Source organism: Paenibacillus sp. J22P143 (assembly GCF_059692035.1).
In genome coordinates, this window is record NZ_JCAUAQ010000020.1 from 24,780 (window position 1) to 41,948 (window position 17,169).

The following is a 17,169-nucleotide window of genomic DNA, read 5'->3' on the forward strand; positions in this document are numbered from 1 at the left end:
TTTATTGTTCTTTTGCTTTTGCTTATGCTTCTGCTTTTGCTCTTTTTCGTTCAGCTCCAACACTTGGAAGCATGCCAGCCACTCCGTTTCCGCTAAGGATGAAACGACCTTGATCGTAGGAGAAAGTTATCTGATCCTGTAAGGGTGTGTTTGATTGTAAGAGCCCGCGAACCAGTTGCTTTCCGCTCTCGGGAGTCATGTTCTTATACCAGTTTCCCTCCGGATAGACAGTGACAACAGATGCATCCTCACAGCGGCCATTGCATCTTGTTCTTGTTGTATGAATCAGATCTTCCGCTCCAAGGGACGCGATTTCTTCGCGTATAGCAACGGTAACTTCATCTCCGAGCATGCGTAAGCAGCTCGATCCATTACATATTAGAACATGATGCTTTGTTTGAGATAAATCCCAAGTTGACATTGTTTATACACCCCTTCATCGTATCGACAACGTTCGTCAAGTTAGGATTTTGCATCCTTTTTCTTCATTTCCCTAAATACTTTCGGGCTTCTCACATATTCAACATCCGCTATGCCTAATCGATAATTCATTACTCTTGCAACAGCAAATAAATAATCAGACGTTCGGTTCATATACTTAAGTACATGCGGATTAATCCGCTCCTCCTTGGACAACGCAACGACACGCCGCTCGGCACGACGTACTACCGTCCGGGCCAAATGCAGAAAGGCAGAGGCTTGGCTGCCACCAGGGAGAACGAAGCGCTCCAGTTGTGGCGATTCTTGAATGTACGCATCGATGCGAGACTCCATCTCAGGTAGAAACTCTTCTAGAAGCTCTTCTGTTACCTTAAAAGGTCGGCGTTCTTCCATTCCTTCTTTCTTGCTTAGATCACTGCCGCAATCGAATAGAATTTGTTGGATTTGCTCCAGTTCATTTCTGATCTGAAGTTCGGTTTCAGGGATGTAAGTGATCGCAATGCCGATAATGCTGTTAGCTTCATCGATTGTTCCATAAGCATCCACTTTTACACTTGCTTTCGAAACACGCCCGCCGACAATGCTTGTTTCGCCGAGATCCCCGGTTTTCGTATAAATTCTCATTTTCATCGCCTCTTTCTTTTCACTATATAGGTCGAACAGGAGTAATATTCAAACCGAATGCAATGGGTTCGATCATGCTTTCGATGCCATACACCTGCTGTAAATTTCGCTCGGTCAACACTTCACTTGGGTGACCGGTTGCGTACACTTCACCTTGCTTCATCAGAATGATGCGATCTGCATAACGTGAGGCTAACTCGAGATCATGGAGAACCATCACGGCTGAAGTGTTGTTATTCCTCACCATAGCTTGAATCGTGTCCATCGCCTCAAGCTGATGCCGAATATCAAGACCTGTAATCGGCTCGTCCAACAGCATGACTTCTGGCTGCTGTGCCAAAGCGCGGGCCAGCATCACTTTCTGGCGTTCACCGCCACTAAGTTCGCTAATATATCGCTTTTTAAGGGAGGAAAGCTTGAGTTCATTCAGAATGCGTTCGACTTGCACAATGTCTTCTTTTGTAGTTCCCCAACGAAGATATGGCGTTCTCCCCATTAGAACGACCTCGAATACGGTCATTGGAATGGACGCGGAGAAATGCTGAGGAACGAATCCGATTATTCGCGCCCGCTGTTTGGGAGAATAATGTTGTAGTAGCTTGCCTTTGTATGAAACAGAACCACTTCTCGGCGGATAGAGATAGGCCATACATTTCAACAACGTGCTTTTACCTGCTCCATTCGGACCGAGAATCGCAACGACTTCCCCTCGAACGAGTTCCAAACTCACCTTGTGAATCGCGGAGCGTCCTCCATATTGAAAACTTACCTCCTCTAATCGCAGGCTCATGATTTTCCCCCTTAATTCCAATATTCTCTCTTCTTGCTGATCAATAAATAGATAAAGAATGGAACGCCGATGATCGAAGTTACGATTCCGACCGGGATCTCAACAGGAGAAAAGAGTGCTCGCGCAACCGTATCCGAGAGTAATAATAGGATTGCACCAAGTAAGCAGGACGCTGGAACGAGAAATCGGTGATCGACACCGATGATCATCCTCGCTACATGAGGCGCCACGAGTCCGACGAAGCCGATAACCCCTGTGAACGCGATCGTGATTGATGAGATGACCGTCACCGTGAAGAGCGAGACTAGCCGAAGCTGTTTTACACGAATACCGGTCGTTCTGGCAATTTCCTCTCCAAGCGCCAGCACATTTAACTGCCAGGAGTAACGCATTATGATCAACATACCAATCAAAGTGACTGGTGCGATCAGCTTTATTTCTGACCAATTAGTACCGCTTGTACTTCCCATCAGCCAAACAATCAAATCTTTAAGCACATCATTTTTGGAAATATATTTTAGTGCAGATACCCCCGAGGAGAACAAGTAACTAAAAGCAACCCCTGCAAGTAACAGCACCGTGCCGGAATGATTCTTCAAGCTGGAGATCGCATAAACTAACAGAATGGACAAGCAGCCAAATACAAAAGCATTAGTTGCAATCAGCCATGAGCTTGTCAGTATCGTTTTAATGCCGAACAAGCTAGTGCCCAAAACGATAGCCAACGCTGCACCGAAGGAAGCTCCGCTTGACACGCCTAGCGTAAACGGGCTGGCAAGTGGGTTTCGCAAAATAGCCTGCATGATGACGCCTGCTCCAGCAAGCGCGATGCCTGTAAACACGTCCATTCCTATGCGTGGGAACCGTACATCTCGAAGAATTGTCAGATTCGTCGACTCCACCGATGGGGCAAACAACCCCTGAATAATCTCGCGATTGGTCACATGAATCGTTCCAAATTTGGCAGCGCCAATGATGATAATTATCAAAAAGGCTGATAGTAACAAAAGGACCAGCCATTTTCTGCGAAGGGTTGTGGCATATTCGTTACTTGGAATTAACGTTTCATCCATCTGGATCCATCTCCTAAGTTTGACTCAAATATAAAAAAGCCTCCTGAACAGTTTCAGGAGGCTTGCATGCAGAAGTAAAAGGTGTATACGACAAAACGGTCGCAACTAACTTTCAAGTTCCATGCATCTTTTCCTCGAAGACATTCATGAATAAACACCAAATAGGCAGGTCTCCTGGCTATTGCGTCATCGCAGTATCCAACCTTCCCATGACGAACAAACATCACAGTGGCATAACGGATACTACTCTGCAAGTACAGTGGCGGGACCGCGTCGGATTCGAACCGAACTTCCCTTTTAATCTCCCGATCGACTTCGATCAAGGAGAACCTATTGGCCAATATTTAATTTTTTTCGGACTAAGCATAGTGAACTCAAGATCTAACTATAGTGAATACATCTGCTTTTGTAAATGTATTTTACAAACAAAATTAAAAAGGTCACAGCCTCCAAAGCATCTGGAGGTCGCTCTACTATGAAGTTTAAAATTCAAAACATATAAGTCAATGCATTAAAACCGTTTCCAAGTTTGCTACATCCGCCTTGATGAACTTCGGATGAGGGTTACTTGCCTCTATGGCACCTCGCGCAGGGAGCCACGCGAGGTACAACGGCGCGTGATGGTTGTCAACTCTGGCTCTATGGTCTCAATAAACACGTTCAAATTACTTAAAGCTAACATTTGATCCAGGGCTATACTTTGGTACTTAGCCATCGTTTTCGATAACAAATTGAAAATGATTATCTTATTAAACATCATGACTAATTCTCTGTAGACACTTCGTCTACAAGAGTCTCCTAAAATAAACTCTAAAAATATCTCGTCTACAATTCGGCTCATTAAAAAGCAAAAACCCGCTCAGTGAGCGGGTTCTCTGTATGGAGGTGAGGGGAGTCGAACCCCTGTTTTGAACTCTTTAATTGTTTTTAAGTTATGTTGATTAGTGCCAAGAAGCCTTATTTCATAAGGGCTGGGGGTTCTAATCGTGTTAATTAATGTTAGCTATTTTTAGGTGGAATTAGCGTACTTTAAAGCTTTTGGCTACACTTTGACTACAAAAAAACGAGGGGATTCTGGGGTAAAGTATTCTAAAATTTATTTTAAATTATTTAGTATTAGAATGTTTTTTGAATGCTTTCCCACTTATATGCACCGTATGCGGGATCAAATCGACCTAAGTGGTTTCCTCCATTTTCTTTGTTAAGGGAAACGTATGCTGGTTAGTTTTTCCTATAAATATTTTCTTTTGACTTTAAGGAGATTAATAATCGATTGAGCGATAGTAGAGTCATTTAATCAAGCCAGATCACACAGGTCGATTTTCACACTGCAAATGATTGAGCAATCTGATGATGAAATTATCCAATCGCGGGGTAACAGCAAATTTGCAAAAAAAGCAAAGATGCTTCCTGTAACTTTTGTAATCAAGGCAAAAAAACTATAGTATCCAATCGAAATATTATAAAGATCATTGGATTTTCTTAATAACCATTATACTGCGTTCGATGATCGGACCACTTATGACCATATTTTAACATAAATAGTTGATAACTAACAGTTCGCTGAGAAGGCTGCCGTTCTATGCTGTCGGTAGCCTTCTCCTGATGTCTATTGAGCTATAGTTCTGCGTTAAAATACCGATTATTACGTAGATCAAATTCGGGTTCGTTTCTGGAGCAATCAAATACCTATTTCATCGATTCTGCTATTTTCATCAAATCATCTACCGTAAACTTTTTGCTTAAGTTTTTCTTACCGACTGCCAATTTATAATTCAAACCATCTTTTGAAAACGTATTTCATATCCCAATTCGAAGTTTGCATAATATAACACTTTTGTTCCGTCTTTTAATTTGAGAATCTCAGTGTTTTTCCATATAAATCTATCAAGGTTCTCAGTTACAGGGAATACCGCGATATGTAAATAGCTGTGCAGAGACTCCATTCCATATCCTAAATCTAGAATCTCAGGTAGTGTATCATTTTTTTCAGTAATATAACCATGAAAACCAGTAATCTCAACTGGGAATTCAGTGGGTACCAATACGCGTCTGTGAAACTTCAATTGTGAGAGAGTAAAATGAAAAAAAGCATCTTCTTATCTTTAGTTATTTTGATGGCAGGTTGCCTATCATGGTGGTTTTGTTTAATTAAAGAAATCGAACATAAAAACAATATAAATAAAAAAGCGCGGGATTGGCTATCGTTACTCGTTAGAGTTTAAAGCGACAAAAAAAGCTGAATTTAGAGCATACGCCTAGATTTTGCATATACTGCTCATAAAAGGAGGAGTATTGTATGCATCATCCCAATTATATGATGAAGGGGTTGCAGGGCAACATAAAGGATACAAAGGTTACTATCAATTTAATTACGTTGAGATAGCTCCTTGTATTTACTTTATGTATTGGTTGGAAGAAGTCTATACAGTTAGTCAAATTATTGATCTTAATAGGATGGTTGTCTATACCCATTATACCTATGATAAAAATGGCGATCGAAAAAGCTTTTTCCATTCTGGTACAATAACTCAACTATATACAACAAACTTCACATCGTAATCCCAACTCGTCACTTTACTTCATTGAACTCCTGCTCGTTAGTTGTGTAAAGGAGCCGATACACTCGCCAGATGCCGCTGCTATACTCGATTAGTAAATATATGCAAAACGAAAAAAACCGCAAACTCAGCATGCGATACATCACATGCTGAGTTTGCGGTTAAAAACCAGTTTACATACTTTTCTTGTGTAACTCACTCGAAGTTCGCGCCCATCTGCGGTATTTCCGGTAGCCTCGGCGCACAAGGTGCAGCAAGAGCTCCGGGAACGGCAGCTTACGCAGCCATGGGAAATAAAAGCGATCGTAGGCGCGCTTCAAATCGTCCCACATCGAGCAATCGTCTTCTTTCAAGAAATCCGATACGTCGACGACTAAGCCTCGCCCGCTCCGCTGCATCACATTTTTGCCATGCACATCATGCGGTGACAGTCCCCGGGTAACCGCATACTTCAAGGCTTCATCGATATCGTGCAACACTTGACGCGAAATCGGGATACCGCGCAACACACATTGATACAGCGTAACGCCCGTTAGTCGGCGCAGTACGAGATAAGAATCACCCGAATAGAGGCATTCGGAATAAGCTGGGTGCTTGCCCAGCCGTCGATATATTTCTTTTTCATCCTCTAAGCCTGGCCGCCCCGGCGCGTACACCTTCACTACTATATCCGGATAACTTGGATGCATCAGCACAGCCGCATAATTACCCACTCCGACAAGCTGCCACGGCTCAGGGACACTATAAACGACGATCGGGTCATAAGGCTGCTCACTGGCAAGTTGCAAATTCGGAAGCAATTGTGCTTCAATTACTTCGATCCAGCCATTCTGCACGCACCTGTCACCCCCATCTATTACTTTGTGGTATTATACAAAAATTTCTAGCAATATGCTAGAACAAAATTACTCTGCACATCTATCCAAAATGAATAAAGAAAAAGGGCCTATCGTAGTCCCCCCTCTGTTATACGTGGAAAATACATCTGTTCTCCGGCAGCAAGACTTATCGTCCTACATGTAGTGTTAGGGTAAAGCGCAGAAAGATCTACCTCAAATACTCGCTTCGAATTAGATCTATTAGTCAAGGTAAACCCTTCAGAATTGTATTCATAGGCCAGCTGAAAAAGCGATTGATTCAATTCAACGCGTCCATACGTTTGCAGCTTAGGCTCGATCCTCAAATCGGCCTCCAAGGAGAAACGAATACCTACATATTCATGAAGCAATACCCAAGAAAATACACATGGATATTCGTAGTAATGGCCAGCTCCGTGCCAATTCTTGTCGTCAATATAATAGACATGGTTCATATCATAGCGTTCTCCCATGATATATCCATCTTTACTAGCCTGCTCCATAACCTGTTGCAATTGTCGGCTCAACATGTCGCCATCTTTTCTCCAAGACCAGTAAGCCGCATCCCAGCACCAATAACGCCCTGCAGCGCATAAGTCATAAGGGCCGCCATCTCCAAGTTCGGACAAGGTATATTGCTCGATTTCAGCTGCAACAAAGCTAGGAAAACGCTGGAACTCATTTAGCTTAGCATTCATTAATGTCCTAACAGCTTCTTCTTGTTCTAGTGTCGAATATCCGAACATAACCGGCAAAATATTAGCCAACAAATGGATATGATCGTGTACAACGCCGCTTCGATCTATCCAATCGACAAAACGTCGATTATGCGGATCCCAATATCCGTTAGGCAAGGGCTCAACCAAAACTTCAGACAACTGTTTCGCTATTTGCTTGTAAAACTCAGCCTTGTCTTCACGTTGTATATATTGTTCTAGTCTCCCAAGCAAATTTAACGAATAAGCAGCAAGCGCAGTTGCTAACGATTCCCGCCCATCTTTCATTACTTGATCCTCGTAGTACACATCCGACCAGAGACGGCCATGACGGTCAATATAGTCTTCGATTCCACTTGCCGCTCCCTCTAGTTTTTCGATATGGGCGCTGAGCCATTCTTTATCCTTCGTTACACTTATATAGAGCCACGCCGACTCCAAGATCTCAACATTTCCTGTTATTAGGAACATGTTAGCATTCGTTTTACCATCCATTGAGCTGCGCCGCACATGATACTCCCTTGTTCCATCGGGTTGAACAGCGCATGGATTTCTCCATAATCTTTCGGGATCTTCCTTCATAAGCGTAAGCTGAAGCTCCATCATTCGACGAATAACAGCCGCATCAAGTTGATTCCCCCAAGCCATTCTCCCTTTTATTTGAAATTCGTGATCCACGTCAGGATAAGTACCCGCGTATGCATGCTTCATTAGGGTGCTCAGAACGAAGCCGTTAGACTCCGGATAGGCAGCAGCTCTCGTTCGTTCTACTACGGAAGGAAGCATGGTCCCCCAATAAAAAGCCGCCAACGTCTTTGCAAACGCTTCACCATTTTCAAAATCAAATGTGTATCGGTCGCCAAAACAGTCGGAGTGAGGCCTGCTCTCATACGGAATCAACTGACAATTATCAGATGCAATATGTACTAAGATTCCTTGTTTATCAAGGGCCGTGATCCGGATCGTTCCTTCTGCTTTTATGAACCAAGAGGCATCTAATGAGTCTGTATCTTCAGGTAAAACCCAGGCGATGGAATTTCCCTCCAGATCTGTACTTCCTTCTTCCATGGGCAATACGTACCAATCATTTGTCTTTTGCAGGACATAGGAAGGTCCATAGCTAAAATAGAGCTCGATCACGCCTTGTTCACTTGAAATGACATTCCATGAAGGCGGAGCCTCAGTCAATGATTCAGCCTTTATAGATTGAAGAATGCCCCGGGGAAAATTATCTTTTATTTCTAGCTCGGAAATTTTGGACATCTTATCAGCTCATCTCGTAAATAGTTGTATAAAATGGTTATAAAGCGCTTCCATGTTTAGTTAAACCGTCGCAAATTCATATCCCTACCTCGATATACTCCTTATTATATTCTTGCAGCAGTTTGATTTCCCTTCCAGAAACCTTGAGGAAATCAGATCAAACTTGACTTTAGCTTAATAACACAAAGAGACCCACAGCAACGGGCTGTGGGTGGAGGGTGAGCTATCCAGTCCGCCGGTTTCCCAGGTAAATACACTAACCCGAATTAATGATGTCCCCGGTAAGGTTTATTCTTCTAGAGCAACTTTACTTACTTCAGGATTTCCGACAATCATATTAATTAGACCATTGCGATCCGAATTGAAATTAAGAGTAAGGCTGGAAACATTCGTTACATCAATATCAATTTTCTTGGCTTCTTGACCAGCTCTCCAGCTCGCTTTTAGTCTCAATACCTTAAAATCAGAAGTTAATTTTGCAACTTTGTGTTCTCCCATTACTTGTCGCGTAAGCAACTCCGCTTGATAAGAACAATAAAAGCCCTTTCCACTGAATTAATGGTTAAAATTTTGAGATTGGTTCACGAAAACAAAAACAGCATGTCTCTTTAGAGGGCATGCTGTTTTTGTTTAGTGGCCGTTAATTGGATGGAATGATTCGAAAATCCTTATCCAAATTGACAAGCATCAGGAAATTGCGATTGAAAGTAAAAATGCGTTTTACCTGATAATAGGACATGGTCACAGCAGTGAATGCTTCGCTGAGCGAGAAACGGAGTTCCGGCCTGTCTATAAGCAGTTTGCGCGATTCACCCTCGAATTCGTGGCCGCTGGAGATCACCGCAAGCTTGCCTGTATTCACTGCTTTATCAATTGCATTCAGAAAATATTCCGCCTGCTCATAGCCGTATTCATTGCGAAGCCATTCGTGAAGATCAAATATGATGGAGTTGGTAGTCATGTAATTACGTTCAAGATCATGCAAATCCAAAAACAGGGAACGTGCTTTCGCATAGTGGGGGTCTTCAGGGTTCATTAAAGCGGCTAAAGCTGTTTCATCCAGAAAAATTGCATCCTGAATGTTCAAGTGGTTATCCATGTATCAGCACTCCTTAAACCTCTAGTTTGCAAATACCATCCAAATACAGAAGCGGGTTATCTTCCTTTTGATCCACTGAGATGGGGGGTGATCCGTATGTAGCGTTTGCCAGATATTGGACAATGATTCCATTTACGATCGCTTGCACGGTCGTATGCCGCATATCGGCGATTGATCTCAGCTCAGCATAATATTGCGGATTGAGTTCTATAGTGCTTTCTTCTTGTTTTTCACTTCGTGAAGAAATGAATTCGGAAGCAGTGGACATCGCTTTTTCGTATTGATTTTGAATGAAGCGTTTATAATTTTTCGCCAACGTGATTCACTCCTTATGCATAGCTTTTAAAACGATTCGTCTATTTTTGTAGATATAAGGGGGTTGATCCCATAAAATAAAAAAAGCCGCGATTTACGCGGCTATTAATGAGAGATTGTTCTTGCCACCCGATATTTTTAACCTAAAATAAGGAAATGTCACTTGGCATTTTGCCAGTACTTTGAATGGTACGAATCTGAGCAGTTGTTACCCGGAATCCAACCAGAATAAACGACGAGGTTACATTGTTAAAATTAAAAGCTCGTAAGTCTGAAATGTTCTGGCTGCCACGGAAAATTCGAAAATTGCCTGTAAAGTTGCGCCCTGAAAACAATACTAACGTAGCTTGACTAGGAAATATGACATTTCTTAGCCGAAAACTGGAGATGATGTTATTAAAACCGAATAAACCCAGATTTGAAACTGCCACGCCTCGTCTAAATGTTAGACTTCTTCCAGTAAAGTTAAAACCCGAGAAAAAAGTAACTCTAACATTACGATTAAATATTAATCCCATCCCTATCACGCTCCTAATCACAAGATAGTAATAGTGTATGAATTGGTTAATATATTGGCTTGGACTTATGTTATTAATCAGAAATTCTATTCCCCGAACCGAAACCGATTGAACAAAACGAAAACCCGAGGGGCCTCGAACCATCCCCCCGGGTTTTCATGCTTTGTTAGCCACCTGAATTATGTTCACAATCGATCTTATCTACTTCTTCTTTTTTCTACTCTTACCATGATTGGGTTTATTATCTCTCTGGTCTTTAGCGTGATTCTCTTGTTGTTGGTCGTGTGTTGTCATACTACTAGCCCTCCCGTCTAAGGAATTGAAAAACATAAATAGTGTACTCATTTAAGGAGAAATATAAGCATCCAACGCTTACCATTTTTATACAAATTTGAAATATTGATTTTAAACTAAAGCTACGGTGTACTTCGCCGATTCGATCCAGGTCTGATTGGAAAACTCTCGGCCGCGAACCACCACTTCGTTGTTGTAGATCTGAACGTACATGCCTTGTGCTACATTTGGATTGTCGGTACTGCGGGTTTTGCCGACTGAGGCATTATTGAACCAATGAAATGAGTTCTGAGTATTATAATGATTCTCCGTTGCAAAGTTACGATGGGTGTGCCCGGACAGCACAAAAACATTCTTATAGGGCTGTAAGATTGCCCGAAACTCCTTCGCCCTGAGTAATTGGGGTGGTTTCCCGTCCATATCCGGCGCCGGTAGCGGCTGATGTATGAAGACGATAGCAGGTTTTCCATCCTTATGGGATTTCATCAAATTCTCGAGCCAGGCAAGCTGCTCATCCGAATACCATGCCCCCTCCCCTACCTCTGCTCTCTCCTGTACATATGCCTCTTGGGACATCATGATCAGATGAACATCATTGATCCAGACATCCTTATAGGGCTTATCCTTATAGCCGAAAAACTTCATGAAGCGTTCACGGGACATCGCATCGGTCTTCCCGTTGGGCATCGTTTCTTCAGACCAATCCCCCTTACTGTTTATCCAAATGTCATAATAGTCATGATTGCCCATATTCGCGTACATTGGCGGTAATTTGTAGTTGTCCAATACTTTCCGAAAAAGCTTGTAATCCTGCTCCCGGCCTACGTCAGTGATATCCCCTCCGAAAACAATCGTATCTACCGGCAATTCGAAGCGAGTGATATCCTTTAATGCTGAATGAAGCTTATTGGTAATCGTAGAGGTTCCATTGTCGGAAATATGCACATCGCTGAGAAGGAAAAAGGACAGCAATAGTCGATTGCCATCATTGGCGACCGTATCCGGTTGAACGGATGCTTGGGGGATTTCTTTCTGTACCAAGGGCTCGACTACAGTTCCCTTCGTATCTCGGATTTTCAAGGTTTGCATGAGCAGGGCACCCGCACCGGTTAATGCAAACGTTGTGGCAAGTAATCTTTTGACAAACTGTCTTCTGGAGATCATAAGAACTATTTCACCCACTCTTTGTATTCGTCATTGCTTTAGTCATAATTAGTCATAATAGTACCAGAGGATCAGTCATCTGTTTATTAGATTTATATAAATTCTATCATACTTGTAGTCTCAATTTTACTATATTCATTCTAAAAGTAGGACACATAGATAAAAAATAGCACAAGTGACCAGGTACATTTTTCTCCTGATCGCTTGTGCTTTTAATAGGGGGTTGAATTATAGATTCTTATTTCTCCAAAACTGGATCCGCAAGAATCAGATTAAGGAGTCCCTCTCGATCGGAGTTAAAATTTATATCCAATTGCTTTACGCCAGTGACGTCGAGATCGATCTCAAATGCCGCTTGGCCGGAATGGATATTCTCTATCGTGGCCAGCACTTTACCGTCTCCCCGAATAGTGATCGTTCCTGAGGCTGTATCGGATATGGTACTTTCGTCTGCTCCTGCTTTCCCTCTAAAGCGAGAATATTCGCCGTTGATATTGACAGACACGGTACCACCCGTTTCTATATCAGGTGGATAGGCATTGTCATGTAGATAGATCCCAAGTCCAGACGAATATTTAATTCCATTAATTGTGAAGAGTGGCGCATGTTTGGCGGTATTTTGCTTCAGAATTTCCCATTTATTCGTCACGAGATGCGACTTGGCTTCGAAGAGCCTTGTCAAAGTCAATTTGGTGAGAGGCGTTGCAGCTCCTCCGTTGCTTGCCGACCCTTTTCCCTTGAAGCTCCATTTCGTCAGTTGGGCGTCTACATTCACAGCGTACATGCCACCATCCGCAATGGTAGGCAGTATTAATCTTATAGTTCCGTATATACGCCACAGCTCGCTGCTAGTTTCTGGGTTATAAGCCACTAGGAGAGGGGAACCGTTTTTCGCTGTCCCACGAAAGACCATCAAGTCATTGGTCAGAATCATGTTATCTCCAAAATCATCATTCTGATAATTCTCAATCTGACGGTTCCAACGTTCGTTGCTAGTCAACAAATCAATGGAAACGGCCCAATTGGTGCCATCGCTCTTCACATAACTAACGATCAGGGCTTTTTCGGATGTATTTGCCGAGACGATGGTGTTGCCTAATTCTTTTCTCCACTTGACGGATTTACTCTTCAGATCGAAGGCGTACACATACCCTGTCATCGTGGTGAAATACATCGTGTCACCTTTCAAGTTGAAATGGTCCACACGGTGATTGCGAAGATCGAAGTCATCCGTAATGAAATCTAGCTTCCACTCCCATTCCTGAGTCCCTGTTTGCCGGTTCAGCGCCACAATCTTCCCATCCGTGGCGGCGAGAAGCAGATCATTGTAAGGGATAAAATCGTACCCATTAAAATTCACTTGGTTGAACGTCCATCGGATATTCCCGTTGGCTTTATCGATTGCGCGAACATGATCCCAATCTCGAAAATATACATTGGATTCATCCATAACAGGAGTCGCGACAAGGTCAGCAGGTATTTTCCATTGCAGAGAGCCTGAATCCATATCGACCCTATAATTATTCTTCTCATCATTAAAATAAAGGGAATCCTTGTCCGCTATCAGTTCATACGTATAATGCTCAATAGGGAACGACCAGAGTAAACGGCCTTCTTGAACGGAAACCGCGTATACATACATCGAGTCGGCATAAAAAATCTTGCCGCCCGATACGACGGGCTTTGTTTGGCTACCGTTCCATTCGTGCGCGAACTTTAAGCCAGACTCGTTCGCCTTGAAGATCCAGGCGGGGTTACCCGGATTTACGGATGTGGATGGTCCCTGCGGCTGAACAGACTGTTTATCCGTCGATGTGGCCGTTTGCTCTGTCTGAATGGAGACCACCCGTTTGACGTTATCCCAAGTTACCTCTGCACCGAGTGACTCACTGATGAAACGGACGGGAACCAAGGTGGAACCGTTCACGAGTTGCGGAGCCACATCCAGTGTTATCGATCGTCCGTTAAGCCAAGCTTGCTTGGAGTCGATGGTCAACTTGACCGCTGTTGCACCTTTTACGCCGATTACCGAGCGTTCTCCCCCGTTCCAGGTCACTTTCGCTCCAAGGGCTTCGAAAATTGCTCTCATCGGAACGAAGGTGCGTCCGTCTATCAAAACAGGCTCTTGTCCATCCACTTTCAGCTTACTTCCATTAATTTCAACCGTTATTGGCGGAGTTTTATCATATTTAACCTTGACTCCGTTACTTTCCAGATACTTCATGGCTTCTTGGCTGAAATCGTCCAGTGGGTTGCCCTGCACATAGGCGGTTTCTAGGTTTTTTAACGTCACAAGGGGTGACACATCGACAATCCGATTATTGGATACGAATACGTGGCGAAGACTATCGGACATACTCAGGATAAGAAAAATATCCTCCAGCTGGTTATCGGCGGCGTCTAGCCAAACTAGCTTATGAAAATAGAGCGGCGATAAGTCCTTGATCTGATTTTCGGCTACAAATACTTCTGTTAATTTGGATAAGTCACTTAAAGGGGACAAATCCTGTATATTTGCTTTCGATGCGCCTAGATGCTGAAGCTTCTTCAGATTTTGGAGAGGCGTGAGGTCGGAAACCTTTGTCTGAGATATATCAAGGAACGTCAGATTACTCAAACTTGCGATCGGCTGCAAATCCGTGATGGATTGATTAGAAACGATCAGCTTGTTCAAGTTTAGAGCAAACTCCAATCCTTTCAAGCTTGTGATCTTTTCGTTCTGGAAAGCGTATATGGACGTCAACTTCAACATGTCGGATTCGGTGATGACTCCCTCGCTTTTGCCGATAGTGTTTCGCACGACCTTCTCCAAATTGACATCTTCGATCAGTGAGTCTTGGGCAATAGCGATTTGGTTAGGCAATAACGCCAACATCAAAAGGATAACGGCCACATATAAGACCATTACCCTTTTTCTCATATTCCTCACGGTTAAAAAAAGCATGAATGTTCTCCTCTTCACAGTAGTTCTATAGCACTAGGGAGTATTATATCAATTACAGGGATTTGTGAATAGGTATCATATCTATTTACTACCGGTCATCGATAACCTTAAACCACACTGAAGATTGGTCCTTAGGGTCTCCATTGTAATTAATCAAGATCTCTTCACCCGCTTTAATTTCTTTATAGGCAGTGAAGTCAATGGATAAATTATTTTTATTCGATAAGTATCTCGCATTGGGAGAGAAAGAGTGATTGTATAGGGCACCGTAACCTAGCACTAAAGCTTTATCCTCTCCCCAGCGAAAAATATAGTTTTTGAGGATGCTCTCCCTCATTTCTTCCCATTCGTCTTTGGAAATAATGATAATCGGAGATGACTCAATAAAGTCTCCTTTTTTAAAATTTTCAGTTGCAAAAACTCCTCTGCCATATTTACCTGTATGTTTCACCTCAATTGATTTCAGCGTACTCCCTCCTATTCAAGATCCTTTAGATGCTTTCGAAGATAAGCGTTGCGTTTTTCAACAAAGCGAAGAATTAATTCGGGCTCACTATTAAATAGCGCAATGGATTTCTTTTTAAATGGATCCAAAGAAATATAAGGGTTTAATTGCTTATGGAGATTTGTCACCATTGATTCTATTGCTTTAACCGTAAATTTTGTTTCTAAAATTTCTTCCATAAACCGACGGTATTGCTGCCGTATTTCCTTGACATCCAAAAGGCGTGCAGTGAGCGTATTATAGCCGCTAATCGGAACAGCATAATACTCCATGATTTCGCCATTCCAATTTCGTCCCCAAGTTGCGTCGTAATCCCAGGGGATCATTTGATATAATTTCGTCTCCTCATTTCGAATTAAGGAATAGTTATGAATAAATCCATCATAGTTTTGGGCACAAACTGCTCCGCATAACCACAATAAATAATTGTCGATATCCATATCCTTTTTTATCGCATCACCAAATTGGTCTCGGTTAATTGTATTTATTTTGACAATAAACCTTTCTAAATCTTGTTTATCCGTATCACTACCTATTTTTTGGAAATATCCAGACAGCAGGGAAGGTTTTGGTTTTTCCTTTGGTGTTAATAAAGAAAAATTCGCATGGTAAATGGTGGCATAAAAGATTGGACCCGACGGCAGTTTTCTTTTTTGTAAAAAAAATTCATCCACTGATTCCAGTTCTAGATAAATCCCCTTTGGCTCCCCATTCAATTCTAGAAAAACATGCTTACAATTCGGAGCAAGACTCCCAATACTCTGGAAAAAATCAAAAGAAAGCTTGTTTCGTATTAAAGATGGATCCCGGTATTCAGCATTTAAGTGTACCTCACGTCCAGCAAAGTTTTCATTATAGGACCTAAAGTCGATGCTATAGGATTTTTTTCGAAAATTACGGGTATGATCGCCCCGATAGGAGATCCCAATCTCATAAGGAATGTTGTCTACAATTAGTCTGGAAGGAACAGGGTCATCTTTCCATACATCATTATTTAGTACCTTAAGATCTTTCGACTCAATCGTAATACCATAAGTAGGGATAGCCGTATGTTCCATTCAATCATTCCCTTGCTTTTTTTATATCTTATGAGGAAATATGTGGTGTTGATAATAAATCTGGACTGTACACTAGAACAATTAAAAATGTATTTACATAAAATACAGCACCTTGATTTATAAGGAATTTTTACGACGGGTGGTCAAGTCAATATGGGTGAAACTCAAATATTAGATTTAATAAAACAAGCGCAAGATATCGGTCTAGATGAGTTCTTAGTTCGAAACCCAGTGTCAAATAAAGGTACAGGTGGAACTGGTGGTACTGGTAAAGGTACTGGCGGCACGGGCAAGGGCACTGGCGGCACGGGCAAGGGCACTGGCGGCACGGGCAAGGGCACTGGCGGCACGGGCAAGGGCACTGGCGGCACGGGCAAGGGCACTGGCGGTACTGGTAAAGGTACTGGCGGCACGGGCAAAGGCACTGGCGGTACTGGTAAAGGTACTGGCGGCACGGGCAAAGGTACTGGTAAAGGTACTGGTAAAGGCACTGGTAAAGGCACTGGTAAAGGCACTGGTAAAGGCACAGGTAAAGGCACAGGTAAAGGCACTGGTAAAGGTACTGGTGGAACCGGAGGTACGGGTAAAGGCTCCGGTAAAAAGGCAGATTAAGAATAAAATAAAAGCAGGCATAATTGCCTGCTTCCATAAAAAACTTGCCTGCCTATTCGGTGCCAAGTTTTTATATGTCCTATATCGACAAAGCCACCTCGCGGAGAGAGTGGTTTCTTCTTATTAAGCAAGCCATCCTACTTTTTTCCTTTACCTTCTTTTCCTTTTTCCTGTTTTTGTTCTTTTCCCTTTGTTTCTTTTGTTTCCTTGGTTTCTTTTGTATCTTTAACTTCTTTTTCTTTACTGCCATTCTCATTCTTGTGTTCACCGTGTTCATGGCCGTGTTTACCAGGACCTTTTCCACCAGGCATACGCATTACCTCCTAATTATATAA

At 42.6% G+C, this 17,169-nt stretch carries 16 protein-coding genes, 1 pseudogene and 1 riboswitch; of the genes and pseudogenes, 3 read left to right on the plus strand and 14 right to left on the minus strand.

Features of this window, described 5'->3' with window-relative positions; translation table 11 throughout:
- Nucleotides 1–22: 22 nt before the first annotated feature.
- The 4 genes from AC58PQ_RS21970 to AC58PQ_RS21985 are packed head-to-tail and all read right to left on the minus strand — an operon-like array spanning nucleotide 23 to nucleotide 2,928.
- Nucleotides 23–421, minus strand: a complete 399-nt coding sequence (locus AC58PQ_RS21970) for a (2Fe-2S) ferredoxin domain-containing protein (RefSeq protein WP_497245310.1) — start codon at nucleotides 419–421, stop codon at nucleotides 23–25.
- A 41-nt stretch (nucleotides 422–462) separates the two neighbouring features.
- Nucleotides 463–1,065: a cob(I)yrinic acid a,c-diamide adenosyltransferase gene (locus AC58PQ_RS21975; protein WP_497245312.1), complete on the minus strand. Its 603-nt coding sequence runs from the start codon at nucleotides 1,063–1,065 to the stop codon at nucleotides 463–465.
- Between the two features lie 22 nt (nucleotides 1,066–1,087).
- Complete coding sequence (locus AC58PQ_RS21980) at nucleotides 1,088–1,855, minus strand: ABC transporter ATP-binding protein (RefSeq protein WP_497245314.1); 768 nt, start codon at nucleotides 1,853–1,855, stop codon at nucleotides 1,088–1,090.
- Between the two features lie 11 nt (nucleotides 1,856–1,866).
- Nucleotides 1,867–2,928 carry a FecCD family ABC transporter permease gene (locus tag AC58PQ_RS21985; protein ID WP_497245316.1) on the minus strand — a complete coding sequence of 354 codons (1,062 nt, stop codon included), beginning with the start codon at nucleotides 2,926–2,928 and terminating at the stop codon, nucleotides 1,867–1,869.
- A 147-nt stretch (nucleotides 2,929–3,075) separates the two neighbouring features.
- Nucleotides 3,076–3,277: riboswitch (cobalamin riboswitch) on the minus strand.
- A 982-nt stretch (nucleotides 3,278–4,259) separates the two neighbouring features.
- Between AC58PQ_RS21985 and AC58PQ_RS21990 the strand changes: the two are divergent.
- Both AC58PQ_RS21990 and AC58PQ_RS21995 read left to right on the plus strand, forming a co-directional pair.
- Nucleotides 4,260–4,373: pseudogene (locus tag AC58PQ_RS21990) on the plus strand (class I SAM-dependent methyltransferase); the annotation flags it as partial.
- 850 nt (nucleotides 4,374–5,223) lie between these two features.
- Nucleotides 5,224–5,490 (plus strand): MoaF-related domain-containing protein, encoded by a 267-nt coding sequence (locus tag AC58PQ_RS21995; RefSeq protein ID WP_497245318.1) that lies wholly within the window; start codon nucleotides 5,224–5,226, stop codon nucleotides 5,488–5,490.
- A gap of 172 nt (nucleotides 5,491–5,662) precedes the next feature.
- On the opposite strand, the gene AC58PQ_RS22000 is transcribed toward AC58PQ_RS21995, so the two are convergent.
- From AC58PQ_RS22000 to AC58PQ_RS22040, 9 genes are all read right to left on the minus strand, one after another.
- The gene (locus AC58PQ_RS22000) at nucleotides 5,663–6,325 is read right to left on the minus strand and encodes a serine/threonine protein kinase (protein ID WP_497245320.1); all 663 of its coding nucleotides are present in this window, start codon (nucleotides 6,323–6,325) and stop codon (nucleotides 5,663–5,665) included.
- Nucleotides 6,326–6,435: 110 nt separating this feature from the next.
- A complete protein-coding gene (locus AC58PQ_RS22005; protein ID WP_497245322.1) occupies nucleotides 6,436–8,325 on the minus strand; it encodes a glucosidase family protein in 1,890 nt (629 codons plus the stop codon).
- A 288-nt stretch (nucleotides 8,326–8,613) separates the two neighbouring features.
- Nucleotides 8,614–8,823 (minus strand): hypothetical protein, encoded by a 210-nt coding sequence (locus tag AC58PQ_RS22010; protein ID WP_497245324.1) that lies wholly within the window; start codon nucleotides 8,821–8,823, stop codon nucleotides 8,614–8,616.
- A 142-nt stretch (nucleotides 8,824–8,965) separates the two neighbouring features.
- Nucleotides 8,966–9,424: a type II toxin-antitoxin system VapC family toxin gene (locus AC58PQ_RS22015; RefSeq protein WP_497245326.1), complete on the minus strand. Its 459-nt coding sequence runs from the start codon at nucleotides 9,422–9,424 to the stop codon at nucleotides 8,966–8,968.
- 13 nt (nucleotides 9,425–9,437) lie between these two features.
- Nucleotides 9,438–9,740 carry a hypothetical protein gene (locus AC58PQ_RS22020; RefSeq protein ID WP_497245328.1) on the minus strand — a complete coding sequence of 101 codons (303 nt, stop codon included), beginning with the start codon at nucleotides 9,738–9,740 and terminating at the stop codon, nucleotides 9,438–9,440.
- A gap of 922 nt (nucleotides 9,741–10,662) precedes the next feature.
- Nucleotides 10,663–11,715, minus strand: a complete 1,053-nt coding sequence (locus AC58PQ_RS22025) for a metallophosphoesterase family protein (protein WP_497245330.1) — start codon at nucleotides 11,713–11,715, stop codon at nucleotides 10,663–10,665.
- Between the two features lie 238 nt (nucleotides 11,716–11,953).
- Nucleotides 11,954–14,659, minus strand: coding sequence for a stalk domain-containing protein (locus tag AC58PQ_RS22030; RefSeq protein ID WP_497245332.1), 2,706 nt, complete (start codon nucleotides 14,657–14,659; stop codon nucleotides 11,954–11,956).
- A gap of 88 nt (nucleotides 14,660–14,747) precedes the next feature.
- Nucleotides 14,748–15,110 carry an SET domain-containing protein gene (locus AC58PQ_RS22035; protein WP_497245334.1) on the minus strand — a complete coding sequence of 121 codons (363 nt, stop codon included), beginning with the start codon at nucleotides 15,108–15,110 and terminating at the stop codon, nucleotides 14,748–14,750.
- 26 nt (nucleotides 15,111–15,136) lie between these two features.
- A complete protein-coding gene (locus AC58PQ_RS22040; protein WP_497245336.1) occupies nucleotides 15,137–16,222 on the minus strand; it encodes a CotH kinase family protein in 1,086 nt (361 codons plus the stop codon).
- 153 nt (nucleotides 16,223–16,375) lie between these two features.
- Between AC58PQ_RS22040 and AC58PQ_RS22045 the strand changes: the two genes are divergently transcribed.
- Nucleotides 16,376–16,834 (plus strand): hypothetical protein, encoded by a 459-nt coding sequence (locus tag AC58PQ_RS22045; RefSeq protein WP_497245338.1) that lies wholly within the window; start codon nucleotides 16,376–16,378, stop codon nucleotides 16,832–16,834.
- 137 nt (nucleotides 16,835–16,971) lie between these two features.
- On the opposite strand, the gene AC58PQ_RS22050 is transcribed toward AC58PQ_RS22045, so the two are convergent.
- On the minus strand, nucleotides 16,972–17,145 hold the full coding sequence (locus tag AC58PQ_RS22050; RefSeq protein WP_497245340.1) for a hypothetical protein: 174 nt from the start codon (nucleotides 17,143–17,145) through the stop codon (nucleotides 16,972–16,974).
- Nucleotides 17,146–17,169 lie beyond the last annotated feature (24 nt).